We start from the raw sequence: 15,508 nt of genomic DNA, 5'->3' as shown, positions 1-15,508 counted from the left end.
GCCTAAACAGGCTTATCTTAGATTTTTGTTTTTGAATTCCTTTTAAGAAATCACTTAATTAATAGTGACATTTAGCACACTCGGTTCCTCCTAGCTGTGCCGCTGTCAATTCTTCTACACCGTATTTTTTAGAAAGCTCATCGTGTATTTTTGTATAATACTCATTCCCTTCCATTTTAACATTAGTCTTACGGTGACAGTTAATACACCATCCCATTGTAAGTGGCGCATCTTGATGTACAATTTCCATTTCCTGAATTGGACCATGACATTCTTGACATGCAATTCTACCCACTGTTACGTGTTGTGAATGGTTAAAGTACGCAAAGTCTGGTAAATTATGAATACGAACCCATTTAACTGGCTTAGTTTCTCCTGTATACTCTTGGTTAGCAACATCCCAACCTACAGCATCGTATAATTTAGCAATCTCTTTATCGTAAAATTCTTTAGAATGTTCCGCAGTTCCAGTTTCATCTGCAACTTCTGGAATACTTTTATGACAGTTCATACAAACATTCAAAGAAGGAATACCAGATGTTTTTGATGTTCTAGCTGAAGAGTGACAGTACTTACAGTCGATCTCATTATCTCCAGCATGGATTCTATGCGAAAAGTGAATTGGCTGAATTGGTTGGTACCCTTGATCAACTCCAACTTGCATCATGTAACCATAAGCAAAATACCCTGAAGCTAATAACAAGAAAACCACAGAAACCAATACTAAAAATTGATTCTTAACAAAAGCTTTCCATAACGGAAGTCTTTTTTCTGGCACAGCATACTCAACACCGTTTGCTTCTGCAATTCTTCTAAGTGTTTTATTCACTAAGAAAAGCATTACCACAAGCACGCCAAATATTAAAATAAGCGCACCTAATATAATTTCGTTTCCTACACCATTAGAAGACGCATTACCTCCGTCCGCAGCAACAACTCCAGCAGCTGGCGCAGGTTTTTCTTCTTTAGGCTGCATAGTATATGCAATGATATTATCTATATCTGCCTCGCTTAATTGAGGAAAAGCTGTCATTACAGACGGCTGATACTCATCCCAAAGCTTAACCGCCTCTTCATCACCAGACTTAATTAAAGCTTGGCTATTTTTTATCCAAGCATGCAACCACTCTTTGTCATGCTTATCTCCAACACCTCTCAAAGCAGGACCTGTCATCTTTCTATCAAGATGGTGACATGCCGCACAATAAGTGTTAAATAAAGATTTCCCAGCCGCAGGGTCTCCCCCTCCGTCCTGAGCATAAAGAGAACTCGTAAATGCTAGCAGAATCGCTAATCCGATACCTAAAATTCGTGAAATTGAATTAGGGTGTATCACCTTTTTCATATTAGAATATGTATTTTCTATCATAAATTGGCACGATTTTTACACTGTAAAAGTCATAAACCGTTTTTTTAATCCGAGCACAAAAATACGATATAGTCTCGATTTTAGAAATGTTAGAGAAGCGTTAATACATAATTTATACCAATTCTAAATAAAAAAAATTAAACTTAAAAAGAATAATAGATTTACATTTGCATAAAATAGCATTCATTATGAGATTATTAGAACATAAAAAACAAGTAGCGGCACTCGTTTTTGCCCTTATTTTTAGCGGAATAAGTCACGCACAAACAAATGTTAAAACTTCAAAAACTGATGGAAAAGTAACTATTGAGCAAGACGCTCAAATAGAAAAACTGGTTTCTTACAAAACAAAACTGAATAAAACTGATGATGAAAAACGTTTTAGAATTCAGATTTACAACGGAACTTTAGAGGGTGCACAAAAAGCAAAGCGAAATTTTAGCAATGAATTTAAAGATATTACTTCTGATATTGCATTTGAAACTCCAAATTATAAAGTAAGAGTAGGTAAATTTAGAACACGTTTAGAAGCCGACAGATATCTTATTCAAGTTAAAAACGAATATCCTAGTGCATTTTTATTACAACCATAATAAAAATTAACTTTTAGACATAAAAAAAGCGACTCTAAGAGTCGCTTTTTTTATTGAATATATAGAATGTTATTTCAACTTCTTCTTAACCTCAACTTCTCTAAAACTCTCTACAACATCTCCAACTTGGATATCATTGTAGTTTTTGATTTGAAGTCCACAATCGTAGCCTTTAGAAACTTCTTTAACATCGTCTTTAAAGCGTTTTAATGAAGTCAATTCTCCAGTATACACTACAACTCCGTCACGTATTAATCTAATACCAGAATTTCTATAAACCTTACCATCTGTTACCATACAACCTGCAATAGTTCCAACCTTAGAAATTTTGAACGTTTCACGGATTTCTGCAGTACCAGTAATTTCCTCTTTAAGCTCTGGAGACAACATACCTTCCATAGCATCTTTAAGGTCATTAATAGCATCATAGATAATTGAGTAGGTACGGATATCGATTTCTTCTTTATCAGCAACCGAACGGGCATTACCCATTGGCCTAACATTAAACCCGATGATAATTGCATCAGAAGCCGAAGCTAACAATACATCAGACTCTGTAATTGGACCTACAGCTTTATGTATAATGTTTATATGTATTTCTTCTGTAGATAATTTCTGGAAAGAATCGGTTAGTGCCTCAACAGAACCATCCACATCTCCTTTAAGGATAATGTTAAGCTCTTTAAAGTCCCCTAAAGCAATACGTCTTCCAATTTCATCTAAAGTAATATGACGTTGAGTTCTTACAGATTGCTCACGTTGTAACTGCGTACGTTTAGTAGCAATTTGTTTTGCCTCACGTTCATCTTCATAAACATTAAACTTATCACCAGCTTGCGGCGCTCCATCTAAACCTAATATTGAAATTGGAGTTGAAGGACCAGCTACCTTGATATCGTTTCCACGCTCATCTTGCATTGCCTTAACCTTACCACTATGCGTTCCCGCTAGTACATAATCTCCAATTTTTAATGTTCCTGCCTGAACTAATACGGTAGATACATAACCACGACCTTTATCTAGGTATGCTTCCACTACGGTACCATTAGCTATTTTATTAGGATTTGCTTTAAGCTCTAATATTTCAGCCTCTAGCAATACTTTTTCTAATAATTCTGGAACACCTTGTCCTGTTTTAGCAGAAATGTCTTGAGACTGTATCTTACCTCCCCAATCTTCTACAAGAAGATTCATTTGAGCTAAACTCTCTTTTATCTTATCTGGATTTGCCGTTGGCTTATCCACTTTATTAATTGCAAATACAATAGGAACTCCAGCTGCTTGCGCATGACTAATAGCTTCTTTTGTTTGTGGCATCACATTGTCATCGGCAGCAATTACAATAATTGCTAAATCGGTTACTTGAGCCCCTCTCGCACGCATCGCCGTAAAGGCTTCGTGACCAGGAGTATCTAAGAACGCTATTTTCTGACCGTCTTTTAATGTAACTCCATACGCTCCAATATGCTGTGTAATACCTCCACTCTCTCCAGCAATAACATTTTCTTCACGGATATAATCCAACAAAGACGTTTTACCGTGGTCAACGTGACCCATTACCGTAACAATTGGTGCTCTATGTATTAAATCTTCAGGAGCATCTAGAACCACTTCAACATCTTCTTCGATGTCTGTTGTAATAAATTCAACTTCATATCCAAATTCATCAGCAATAATAGATAGCGTCTCCGCATCCAAACGCTGATTCATTGTTACCATCATACCAAGCGACATACATGCTGATATAATTTGAGTAACTGGAACATCCATTAAAGTTGCAACTTCACTTACAGTAACAAATTCTGTTACTTTAAGCACTTTGCTTTCTGCTTCCTGCTGTGCTAATTCTTTCTCAGATTTTTGTCTGTGGAAATCTCTTTTCTCACGACGGTATTTAGCACCTTTTGATTTATTAGATTTCCCTTGAAGTTTTTCAAGAGTTTCTCTTACTTGTTTTTGTACTTCTTCTTCTGTAGGCTCTACCTTTTCAACAGGAGCAGTATTTCTTCTTCCTTTGCCACGAGCATTATTTCTATCTTTAGAAAATCTGTTACCCCCTGCATTATTTCCTCCACCTGTATTTGGTCTAGGTCCTTTATTGTTATTATCCTTACTAATTCTACGACGACGTTTCTTTTTATCGTCTGCAGCTTTAGCTCCTTTTTTATCAGCAGCTTTAGGATCTTCTTTTTTCTTTTTAGGTTTATTAAACTGAGAAAGATCTATTTTTTCCCCAGTAAAATTTGGACCAGAAAGTTTTGTGTACTTGGTTTTAACCTGTTCAGAATCCACCTCTTCCCCATCTACAATAACCTTTTTAGTCTCCTTAGGAACCACAGGTTCTTTTTGAACTGGTTTTGGTTCTGGCTTAGATTCCTGTTTTGGCTCTTGTTTTGGTTTTTGCTGAGGAACTTCTTGCTTAGGTTTAGCAGGCTCTGTTTCCTTTTTAGGTTCAGGCTTGCTTTCTGTTGGTTTAACCTCAACAGGTTTTTCAACCTCCGCTTTAGGCTCTTCTACTTTTTTATCAAGCTTTTTATTTTCTTCAACTTTAGACTCCGCTGGTTTACTAACTTCCTCCTTCGGTTTCTCTGGTTGTTTTTCAGGCTGAGGCGTTTCTACTTTCTCGGCTTGAACTTCTTCCTTCGGTTTCTCTGGAGCAGCTTGTTCTTTCTTTCCATCAAGATCGATTTTACCAACAGTTTTTGGACCTGCTAAATTCGCCTTTGCTTTCACAACTTCATGTTCTTCTTGCTTCTGACGTTTTAGCTCATTCTCTTTTTCCAATTCCTGCCTAATCGCTTCTTTCTCTTTACGCTTTTCTTCTCCAACCTCTTTAGAGGCAACTTTCTTGCTTCTATCTGTTTGAAATTCGTCTAAGAGCACGTTATATACTTCATTGGTAATTTTTGCGGTAGGGCGTGCCTCCACTTCATGACCTTTGGACGATAGATATTCTACCGCTCGGTCCAATGAAATATTTAACTCTCTTAAAACTTTATTTAGCCTCAATTTTGCGCTTTCAGCCATACAATATTTGTTATCCTAAATTTTATTTACTCACTCGGTGAGCTTAATGCTTACAATGTTGCTACAAAAGCGGCTACACCAAAAACATCCTTATTATTATCTTCAATATACCTTTATACAAAAATACAAAGGCTACTTATACTATAAAATTAGTCTTCAAATTCCTCCTTAAGAACTCTAACAACTTCTATAATTGTTTCTTCTTCAAGGTCTGTTCTTCTAATTAAATCAGCCACATCCTGATCTAACACACTTTTTGCAGTATCAAGACCAATTTTTCTAAACTCGTCAATTATCCATGCTTCTATTTCGTCTGAGAATTCTGTTAACTCAACATCTTCCTCTACTCCTTCACGAAGCACATCAATTTCATAACCGGTTAATTGTCCGGCTAAACGAATATTAAAACCACCTTTTCCGATTGCTTTAGAAACCTCTTCTGGTTTTAAAAGCACTTCGGCATGCATAGTTTCATCATTCAAAGTTACTAAACTTACTTTAGCTGGGCTCAATGCTCTGCTAATAAACAACTGTGGATTGTTTGTAAAGTTAATAACATCTATATTTTCATTTCCTAATTCACGAACAATTCCATGAATTCTAGAACCTTTCATTCCAACACAAGCTCCAACTGGATCTATTCTATCATCATAAGAATCTACCGCAACTTTTGCTTTCTCTCCAGGGATTCTAACTACTTTTTTAACAGTAATTAAGCCATCAAAAACCTCTGGAATTTCTTGTTCAAATAATTTCTCAAGGAACTCAGGAGCCGTTCTAGACATTACAATCATAGGTTTGTTTCCTTTCAACTCAACACCTTCTATGATTCCTCTAACATTTTCACCTTTTCTGAAAAAGTCTGAAGGGATTTGCTTATCCTTCGGAAGGATAATCTCATTTCCTTCATCATCTAACAAAATAACAGCTTTATGACGAATATGATGCACTTCCGCAGTATAAATATCTCCTATAAGATCTTTAAATTGCTTATAAATGGTTGTATTATCGTGCTCGTGTATTTTAGAAATTAAGTTTTGTCTTAAAGCAAGAATAGATCTTCTTCCCAAATCGATAAGCTTCACTTCTTCTGACACATCCTCTCCAACCTCAAAATCTGGTTCGATTTTTCTAGCCTCTGTTAATGAAATCTCTTGGTTATCGTCTTCTATTTCATCATCTGCAACCACAATTCGGTTTCTCCAAATCTCTAAATCTCCTTTATCTGGATTGATAATAATATCAAAATTATCATCAGATCCAAATTTTTTCTTTAGCGCATTTCTAAATACATCTTCTAAAATGGCCATTAACGTCACACGATCTATGAGTTTATCGTCTTTAAACTCAGAAAATGATTCGATCAATGCAATATTCTCCATGTCAATTCCTTAATTAAAATGTTATCATCACTTTAGCTTCCACAATATCCGCAAAAGGGATCTCTTTCTCGTACTTTACTGTTACTTTACCTTTCCCAACTGGTTTAGGCTCTCGGGCTTTCCAACTTAACTGAATGCCACTTTCTGTAATAGCAGTAAGTTCTCCTTCAAATTTATCTTCAGCAGTTTTTACTTGAAATTTTCTACCTATATTCTTATTGTACTGCCTGTTGTTTATTATAGGCTCTGTAGCTCCTGGGGAAGTAACCTCTAAAGAAAAATCGAGTTCTTCTCTATCCAAATTATGTTCTACTTGCCTACTTACTGCAATACAATCTTTCAAAGTAACTCCGTTATCTCCATCAACAATTATTTTGATTTTATTATCGGGAGTTAATGAGAAATCAACCAAAAAAAACGATTTATTCTCTTCAAAAAATTCGTTTAAAAGCGCTGTTACTTTTTCCTTCAACATCTAATATTTGTATAAAAAGAGGGGACTTTATGTCCCCTCTGAAATAGATTATTCACTTTCAACGGTGCAAATATACAATTTTTTTTAAACCTAAAAACACCTAAACCCAACTTTATACTGCATATCTTTCTAAAAATGAATTTATTCCTCCCTTCTTCAACCTCAATCTCAAAAGCAAATCTAGATTTATAACTCCTTTTTAATAAAAAATTATTGTTGCCCGATAGAAGTTAACGGAATTTATTGGATTCCACTTATATCAAGGTTTAAATGATGTTTTTAAAATAAGATCCCTTGCTATTAGTAAAATAAACGAAAAGAGGGTTTTTGATAATGTTGTTTCTTTAAACTACTTATTTTATGATAGTTAAAATTCAGTCTTTGCTCTTTTTTCTTATAGCCAAGCGGTCTTGTATTATCCCTCGGACATTAATGATAAAAAAAGCATTTTAAACAAACTTAATTCCAACTTGCTATAACCATTCATTAATCATATTTTTAACGAAACTTATAACAAATTCAAATTTTTTTTAGATGAAAAAAATCTTTCACCTTCTATTTCTTGTAACAGGACTAGCTTTTGCGCAAGAGAAACTAACTTATCAAAAACCTCCATCGGAGATTTTAGAATTAGCAGACGTGCAACTAGCACCAAGCGTAAGAATAAGCAATAATGGAGAATTTATGATTATGCTTTATAGCAATCGTTATAAAAGCATTGAAGAACTCTCTGAACCTGAATTACGCTTAGGAGGTTTACGTATCAATCCAACTACAAATATTGGAAGCAGAACTACCTATTACAATAAAATAACTGTTAAAAACCCTAACGAAAAGGAAGCTTCTGAAATTAAAAACCTTCCAGAGAAATTACGCCTTTCTAATTACAAATGGTCGCCAGATGAATCAAAAATTGCTTTTACCAATACTGTCAAAAAGGGTGTAGAACTTTGGGTAATCGATCTAGAAACTAAAGAGGCTAAAAAACTTACAGAAGCTACTGTGAATGCTAACTTAGGCGACGTAATAAATTGGTTTAAAGACAGCAAGTCATTATTAGTAAAAATGATTCCGAATACTCGCAAGGAATTAATTAATCAAGCAGAAAGTATTCCTACAGGCCCAACTATTTCTACCAACAACGGAAAGAAAGCTCAAAACAGAACCTATCAAGACCTTCTGAGCAATCCTAACGATGAGTTTAATTTTGAGCAACTTGCCCTGTCAGAACTTTATAAAATTTCATTAGACGGAACAACTACAAAATGGAAAGAAAGCAATATGTACCGCAGCATTAGCTTTTCGCCAAACGGAGAATATGTAATGGTTACCACTGTTAAAAAACCATTTTCTTACATTGTTCCTTACTACAGATTCCCTTCAACTACAACTATTTACAAAAAAGACAACTCTTTAGTAAACGAAGTTCTTAACGCTCCTCTTTTAGAAGAATTACCAAAAGGTTTTATGGCTACGGAAGAAGGAAGAAGAGATTTATCTTGGAGGAAAGACAAACCTGCTACATTAGTATATGTGGAAGCATTGGATGGTGGAGACCCTGAAAATAAAGTTGAATACAGAGATGAAGTTTTCTTACTTGAAGCTCCTTTTGAAGGAAAAGGAACAAGCATCTTAAAAACAAAAAATAGATTCAGTGGGATTTTATGGGGAAATAAAACAACAGCTATTGCTTATGATAGATGGTGGAATAATAGAAACACAAAAACCTACCTCTTTAACCCAGAAAATACTTCAAAAACTCCTCAAATAATTTCAGATAGAAATTACCAAGACGTTTATAGCGATCCTGGAAATTTTGTAACTCATGAAAATGAAAATCAAGAAAGAGTTTTATTTATAGATGAAAATAATAATGGTTATTTAATAGGTGATGGTTTTTCTAATGAAGGACAACATCCATTTGTAGATAAAATCAATTTTAAAAACCTTGAGAAAGAAACTTTATACACTTCTAATTTAGAAGGCAAAAAAGAAAATCTTCTAGATTACAACCCAGAAAAAGACCTATTATTAACAAGAGTTGAGTCTCCTAGCGAATATCCAAATTATTTTTACAAACATATTAAACTAAGAAAAGGACCTCAACAGCTCACCTTTTTCGACAACCCTTTTGCAAGCATAAAAGACATCCACAAAGAAGTTATTAGTTACAAAAGAGATGACGGATTAGAACTTTCTGGAACATTATACCTTCCCGTTGGTTACGACACGAATAAAAAGGAGAAAATGCCAATGATTTTATGGGCATATCCAAGAGAATACAAAGACAAAAACAGTGCATCTCAAAACACACAAAACCCTAATGAGTTTACTTACCTTTCGTATTCATCACCAATATTTTGGGTTACCAAAGGATATGTTGTTTTAGACGATGCATCCTTCCCTATTATTGGAGAGAATAACGAACAACCAAATGATACATTTAGAAAACAATTAGTGGAAAATGCCAAAGCAGCTATTGATGCGGTGGATAATTTAGGATATATCGACAGAAATCGGGTAGCCGTTGGCGGACATAGTTATGGTGCTTTTATGGTTGCCAATTTACTTTCTCATTCCGATTTATTCGCAGCAGGAATTGCTAGAAGTGGCGCCTACAACAGAACCCTAACTCCATTTGGATTTCAGAGTGAAGAAAGAAGTTACTGGGAAGCTCCAGAAGTTTACAACACAATGTCTCCGTTTATGCATGCCGAAAAAATGAATAACCCTCTCCTTTTAATTCATGGGGAAGCTGATAATAATTCTGGAACCTACCCTATGCAAAGCGAGCGTTATTTTAACGCCTTAAAAGGACTAGGCGCTACCGTAAGACTTGTAATGCTTCCAAAAGAAAGTCATGGATACAGAGCCAAAGAAAGTATTTTACATGTTATTTGGGAACAAGACCAATGGCTTGATACTTATGTAAAAAATAAGAAAGAAATTTCTGAAGACAGCAAATAAACTAAGAAGTAGATAAAAACAAAAAATCCCGATTTTTCATCGGGATTTTTTTTGTCTCTAAACATTTTTAAAAAAACTTACAATAATGTAATTATCTTTGACTTATGGCAACAACTTCAAATTTAACAGTAGAACAATTAGCCCAAGCGCTAAAAGAATTATCTAACAAAGAAAAGATAAAGCTCCTTAATTTACTTCCTGAAGAATGGTTTGATAAAAAAGAACATGAATTTACCAAACAACAAAAGGCTAATTTAGATAAAGCTTTAGCAAAAGAAGATAAAGGAGAATCTAGGTTTCATTCTTGGTCAGAAATTGAATCTTATGTAAGGAATCCTGATAATGTCTAGATTTACTGTCCTATTTGAGGATGGCGCAAAGATAGATATTGCTGACTCTTATGACTGGTACAAAAAAATTTCTGAGACCTTAGCCAACAACTTTCTTTTAGAAATAAAAAAAACTATTGACTACTTAGAGGTCAATCCCTTACAATTTAAGATTACCTATAAAGATTTTAGACAAGTTCCTTTAAAAAAATACCCTTTCGTTTTAGTATATAGGATAGACAACAACATTGTAAAAATATATCGCACATTCCCCACAAGAAAAAACCCAAACAAAAAACCTAAATAGCTCACAACTCTTTTCGAACCTATTAAAAACAAAAAATCCCGATTTTCATCGGGATTTTTTTGTTGGCCTACTAGGACTCGAACCTAGAACGACTGGACCAAAACCAGCTGTGTTGCCAATTACACCATAGGCCATTAAACCTGCTTATTGAACTCTCATCCGTAAAAGCAGGTGCAAATTTAAGACAAACTTTGATATGCGCAAACATTTTTTTAAATAATTTTTAAATCATTTAAAACTGCCGTGTTAACATTTATCAAAAGTGGGGTACTTTCATTTATAATTTATTAAATTCGCCTGCTATATACGAAAAACAGTTACATGTCTGCAAATCAATTTAAAAAATGGGATACTATCCTTGGTTGGATCGTTTTTTTGATCGCATTAATCACTTATCATTTAACGGTTGAGCCTACTTCAAGTTTTTGGGATGCTGGAGAATATATTGCTACTTCAGCTAAATTACAAGTAGGACACCCTCCTGGAGCTCCTTTTTTCCAAATGATGGGGGCTTTCTTTGCCATGTTTTCACCAGATGCTGAAGCAGTGGCAGTTACCGTAAACCATATGTCGGTTTTCTCTAGTGCTTTTACAATTTTATTTATGTTTTGGTCAATAACCAATGTTACAAGAAAATTGGCTGCTAAATCTGGAGAACTTACATCTGCAAAATATATTGCCATTTTAGGAAGCGGATTTGTAGGCGCTTTAACTTTTACATATACAGATAGCTTTTGGTTTAATGCAGTGGAAGCAGAAGTATACGCCATGGCTATGCTCATGACTTCTTTGATGGTTTGGTTAGGATTAAAATGGGCAGACGAAATGCATACCCCAAGAGGAAATCGTTGGTTAATTTTAATCTCTCTTGTTGTTGGACTTTCTTTTGGAGTTCACTTTATGGCGCTCCTTACCATTCCTTCATTAGGAATGATTTATTACTTCAAAAATTACAAAGACTATAATGCTAAATCCTTTATAATAGCAAATATTATTTCCATTGCTGTACTTTTATTCTTATTTAAATTACTACTTCCTAATGTTCTAAAAGTATTCGGTTATCTGGAAGTTTTCTTTGTAAATAGCATCGGATTACCATTTAATTCTGGAACGATTATCGCTGGAATTATCATTATTGCATTATTTTACTTCGGATTAAATTATACAAGAAAAAAGAATTATAAACTTCTAAATACAATTGTTTTAAGTGTTTTATTTATTCTAATAGGTTTTTCTACTTGGTTAATGGTTCCAATCCGTGCAAATGCAGGAACGGTTATTAACGAAAATAGTCCTACAGATGCACGACAACTTTTGGCTTATTACAATTTAGAGCAATACCCTGAGACACATCTTTTCTATGGACCAATGTATTCTGATGCCTTTGCTGGTCAGGATCCAGATAATCCTTACAAAGATGATAAGCCTAAATACGAAAGAAAAGGCAACAAATATGTTATTGTAAACAATTATAAAAACTCTAGAGTTGCTCCAAATAGTGCTCAAGAAGGTTTTCTTCCTAGAATGTGGAGTAGTGAACACGCTGCTAACTACATGAAGATTACAGGACCTTTAAACATTACCGTAAAACCAGAATATAGAAGTGAAAAACAATTAACAGATGCTGTAAGTCAGTTTAAACGCGACCTTGAAAATGGAGTTATTGATGAGGACGAATATTTAAACTTTATCAAGCAATTTAATGAATACCTTGTTATTGAAAAGCCTTCATTCCTACAAAACATGCATTACCTTTTTGAGTTTCAAATGGGATATATGTACTGGAGGTATTTTATGTGGAACTTTACTGGGCGTCAAGACGATATCCAAGGAAGACTAGACGACCATGGAAATTGGTTAAGTGGAATTAAATTTATTGATGAGTGGCGTTTAGGATCTCAAGAGAATCTTCCTTCGGATGTACTAAACAACAAAGCAAGAAATACCTACTTCTTCTTACCTTTAATATTAGGACTCATAGGTTTTCTATTTATTTTAAAATCTAGTAAACAACAATTCTGGATTCTCTTTTCGCTTTTCCTTTTTATGGGAATTGCCTTAAAAATATACTTAAATGAACGTCCTTTTGAACCTAGAGAAAGAGATTATGCCCTCGTTGGCTCCTTCTTTGTATTCTCTATGTGGATTGGAATGGGTGTTTATGCATTATTTGAAGAATTCAAAAAATATCTAAATCCAAAAATATTGGCTCCTGCCGTAACGGTTATTTGCTTTTTAGCCGTTCCTACAGTTATGGCTTACCAGAACTGGGACGATCATGACAGATCCGACAGATATACCGCACAATCGATGGCGAAATCTTACCTCGATTCTATTGAAGAAGATGCGGGTGCTATGTTATTTACAATTGGAGATAACGATACATTCTCCCTTTGGTATGCACAAGAGATAGAAGGATACCGTACCGATGTTAGAACTATCAATACCAGTTTGTTTGCTACAGATTGGTATATAGATCAAATGAAACGCGCCGCCTATGAAAGTGCTCCAATTCCATCTCAGCTTACACATGATAAATATGCCTTTGGAGTTCGAGATGTTGTTTATTACCAACAACTAACAGACGAGCGTTGGGATATTAAAAAATTCATGGATTGGATTGCTAATGACGATAACACTATTCGAAACCTCATCAAAAAAAGAGGCGGAGATACGAGTCAGTATCCAGAAAGTTACCTAAACCTTCCTTTCTACCCTACCAATAAAATTAGAGTACCTGTAAATAAGAAAAATGCCTTAGCAACAGGATTGGTAAAAGAAAAGGATTCAGCAGAAATTGTAGATTATATAGACATTGATTTACCAAAAAGTGCTTTGCCTAAAAATAGACTTTTAATGCTCGATTTATTAGCAAACAACGATTGGGAACGCCCAATTTACTTTACTGGTGGTAGTTTTGATCCTGCGGAATACCTATGGATGAAAGATTATTTACAACTAGATGGACTTGTTTATAAATTAGTTCCTATAAAAACGCCTATAGATAAAAACAATCCTTATGAAATGGGTCGCATTGACGAAGATTTAATGTACAACATTGTAATCGATTGGGAATGGGGAAATTCTGAATCTCCAGATATTTATCACGATCCAGAGACACGAAAAAATAGTATTTCTTACCGTGGTAATTTAGCGAGACTTACAGGAAAGCTTATTAATACTGGAAAAGAAGAAAAGGCTAAAGATGTACTTGATTTAGCTATGGAAAAAATGCCTTTTGGGTATTTCGGGTATTATGTATTCTTAGAACCTTATGTTGAAGGTTACTACAAAGTAGGCGAAAAAGAAAAAGCAAGAGCTCTTTACAAAGAGGTTGCTAAAAAATATCAAGAAAGCTTAAACTATTATAGCAACCTTCCAATAGACACTCAATATAGTTATGCATCAGATATAGTAAGCGACATTGAGCGTTACAGAAGTCTTCTCGACATTGTTGTTGCGAATGATGATAAGGAATTTGGATTACCAGAAACAACCACTTTTAATGAGTATTTAGAGCGTTTTAGTCATTTCTATAGAAGACCTGGAAATGCAAGTCCTACAGAAATGCCAGAAGGAGAACCTGTTATTGACGGTAATGCAATACCTGCAAATATGGATTCAGCAGTGATAGAAAATGCTCCAGTAAATGGAAAGGTAATTCCTCAAACAGAGATAGATTCTATCCCTTTAAATAATTAGTAACAACCTATAGGAAGCTGACTAAAAAGCAATTTATACCTGTCAAAACTGAGCTTGTCGAACTGAGCTTGTCGAAGTTTCGCAACTAACATTCAAGAGAATCCTTCGACAAGCTCAGGAAGATATTTAAAATTTAGGAGCTTTTTAAACAGCCTCTTAACAACATTCAGCGTAGTTAAAAAAAAGTATTTTTGGCTACGCTGAATTTCTTAATTTAGTAAGGAATCAACTACCTCGGCGCTAACCCGAAGTATTCCAACAAAACAACCTTAATTTATTTCGACACAGAGCCTTTCGGCAAACTCTGGGTAGAAGCTGAGGAATCAATCCCTCTGTGAGGGGTTAACAAATAGTAAACTCTAATTTAAATGAAACCTTATCTTACAAAAACACCTAGCGTAGTTAAATTCATTTTTAAAAACCTTATCTGGGATTTTAACACTGAAGACAAAGAAGTGTTTTTAACTTTTGATGACGGTCCAACTCCAGAAGTTACCACTTTTGTTTTAGACGAATTAAGGAAATACAATGCTAAAGCCACCTTTTTTTGTATAGGAAAAAATGTTGCTAAGCATCCAGAAATTTTTAAAAGTATTTTAGATGATGGACACCCTATTGGAAATCATACTCACAATCATTACAATTGCAAGGAGCATAAACTAGATTTATATATAGAGAATGTACTTTTAGCGGAAGAAACTATTCTTAAATATAATCCTAAAAACCAAGTACAACTTTTTAGACCACCCTATGGTAGAATCTCTAAAAAAGCTACTAAAACAATTAAACAAAAGGGATATAAAATTATAATGTGGGATATTTTAAGTGCCGATTTCGACACTTCCATTTCAGCAGAGAAATGTATAGAAAACGTTATTAAAAACGTAAAATCTGGAAGTATTATAGTTTTTCACGACAGCCTAAAAGCCTTTCCCATACTGCAACAAGCCCTTCCTGAAATCTTAAAAAACTTACAAAATCAAGGATATTCCTTTTCAGCAATATAAACTACACATAATCTTGCAACAAACCAATGAGGGTATTTGCGTCTTGCTCCCCACTTTGGCGCCAAACCATTTCTCCTGCTTTATAAATCATCAATGTTGGTAATCCTTTTACGCGTAGAGCCTCGGCTAATTCGCTGTTTTTATCAACATCAATTTTTATAACTCTAGCTTTATCTCCAAGTGCTGCTGCAACATCTCTTAAAACTGGATGCATTGCTGTAGAAGATTCATTCCACTCTGTATAAAAGTCTAATAACACCGGAATGTTACCGTGAATTAGCTCACCAAACTTTGACATAAATATTCAATTTTAACAACTTGATAAATCAAATGTAATAAAAAAACAGATA

Annotated in this window: 11 protein-coding genes and 1 tRNA gene; 6 read left to right on the top strand and 6 right to left on the bottom strand. The window is 34.5% G+C overall.

The window, feature by feature from the left end:
* Positions 1–58: 58 nt before the first annotated feature.
* Entirely contained in the window at positions 59–1,345 is a 1,287-nt protein-coding gene (locus tag AC13CQ_RS16840) for a c-type cytochrome (protein WP_474506914.1), read from the bottom strand.
* Positions 1,346–1,557: 212 nt separating this feature from the next.
* Here AC13CQ_RS16840 and AC13CQ_RS16835 point away from each other — a divergent pair, with 212 nt between their 5' ends.
* Positions 1,558–1,962 carry an SPOR domain-containing protein gene (locus AC13CQ_RS16835; protein WP_008611828.1) on the top strand — a complete coding sequence of 135 codons (405 nt, stop codon included), beginning with the start codon at positions 1,558–1,560 and terminating at the stop codon, positions 1,960–1,962.
* Positions 1,963–2,031: 69 nt separating this feature from the next.
* On the opposite strand, the gene infB is transcribed toward AC13CQ_RS16835, so the two are convergent.
* The 3 genes from infB to rimP all read right to left on the bottom strand — a co-directional run bounded on the left by infB (position 2,032) and on the right by rimP (position 6,846).
* Positions 2,032–4,989, bottom strand: coding sequence for a translation initiation factor IF-2 (gene infB, locus AC13CQ_RS16830; RefSeq protein ID WP_456868181.1), 2,958 nt, complete (start codon positions 4,987–4,989; stop codon positions 2,032–2,034).
* A 149-nt stretch (positions 4,990–5,138) separates the two neighbouring features.
* Positions 5,139–6,371: a transcription termination factor NusA gene (gene nusA, locus AC13CQ_RS16825; RefSeq protein WP_337901749.1), complete on the bottom strand. Its 1,233-nt coding sequence runs from the start codon at positions 6,369–6,371 to the stop codon at positions 5,139–5,141.
* Between the two features lie 13 nt (positions 6,372–6,384).
* The gene (rimP, locus tag AC13CQ_RS16820; RefSeq protein WP_008611825.1) at positions 6,385–6,846 is read right to left on the bottom strand and encodes a ribosome assembly cofactor RimP; all 462 of its coding nucleotides are present in this window, start codon (positions 6,844–6,846) and stop codon (positions 6,385–6,387) included.
* Between the two features lie 534 nt (positions 6,847–7,380).
* On the opposite strand from rimP, the gene AC13CQ_RS16815 reads away from it, so the two are divergent.
* The 3 genes from AC13CQ_RS16815 to AC13CQ_RS16805 all read left to right on the top strand — a co-directional run bounded on the left by AC13CQ_RS16815 (position 7,381) and on the right by AC13CQ_RS16805 (position 10,449).
* Entirely contained in the window at positions 7,381–9,813 is a 2,433-nt protein-coding gene (locus AC13CQ_RS16815; RefSeq protein WP_456868180.1) for a S9 family peptidase, read from the top strand.
* 104 nt (positions 9,814–9,917) lie between these two features.
* Positions 9,918–10,163, top strand: coding sequence for a hypothetical protein (locus tag AC13CQ_RS16810; RefSeq protein WP_456868179.1), 246 nt, complete (start codon positions 9,918–9,920; stop codon positions 10,161–10,163).
* The gene (locus tag AC13CQ_RS16805; protein WP_008611818.1) at positions 10,156–10,449 is read left to right on the top strand and encodes a type II toxin-antitoxin system RelE/ParE family toxin; all 294 of its coding nucleotides are present in this window, start codon (positions 10,156–10,158) and stop codon (positions 10,447–10,449) included. The genes AC13CQ_RS16810 and AC13CQ_RS16805 overlap by 8 nt, the downstream gene beginning before the upstream one ends.
* 62 nt (positions 10,450–10,511) lie before the next feature.
* Here the strand turns inward: AC13CQ_RS16805 and AC13CQ_RS16800 are convergent.
* Positions 10,512–10,583 (bottom strand) — tRNA-Gln (locus AC13CQ_RS16800).
* 187 nt (positions 10,584–10,770) lie between these two features.
* On the opposite strand from AC13CQ_RS16800, the gene AC13CQ_RS16795 reads away from it, so the two are divergent.
* Together AC13CQ_RS16795 and AC13CQ_RS16790 are read left to right on the top strand one after the other, a co-directional pair.
* Complete coding sequence (locus AC13CQ_RS16795) at positions 10,771–14,151, top strand: protein O-mannosyl-transferase family (RefSeq protein WP_474506913.1); 3,381 nt, start codon at positions 10,771–10,773, stop codon at positions 14,149–14,151.
* A 368-nt stretch (positions 14,152–14,519) separates the two neighbouring features.
* Positions 14,520–15,158 carry a polysaccharide deacetylase family protein gene (locus AC13CQ_RS16790; protein ID WP_474506748.1) on the top strand — a complete coding sequence of 213 codons (639 nt, stop codon included), beginning with the start codon at positions 14,520–14,522 and terminating at the stop codon, positions 15,156–15,158.
* Between the two features lies 1 nt (position 15,159).
* Here the strand turns inward: AC13CQ_RS16790 and AC13CQ_RS16785 are convergent, their stop codons facing one another.
* On the bottom strand, positions 15,160–15,456 hold the full coding sequence (locus AC13CQ_RS16785; protein ID WP_008611813.1) for a thioredoxin family protein: 297 nt from the start codon (positions 15,454–15,456) through the stop codon (positions 15,160–15,162).
* Positions 15,457–15,508 lie beyond the last annotated feature (52 nt).

The sequence above is a fragment of the Galbibacter sp. L-19 genome (genome assembly GCF_056857615.1).
The sequence above is the reverse complement of the archived record's forward strand: the minus strand, read 5'-3'. Positions and strand labels throughout refer to the sequence as shown.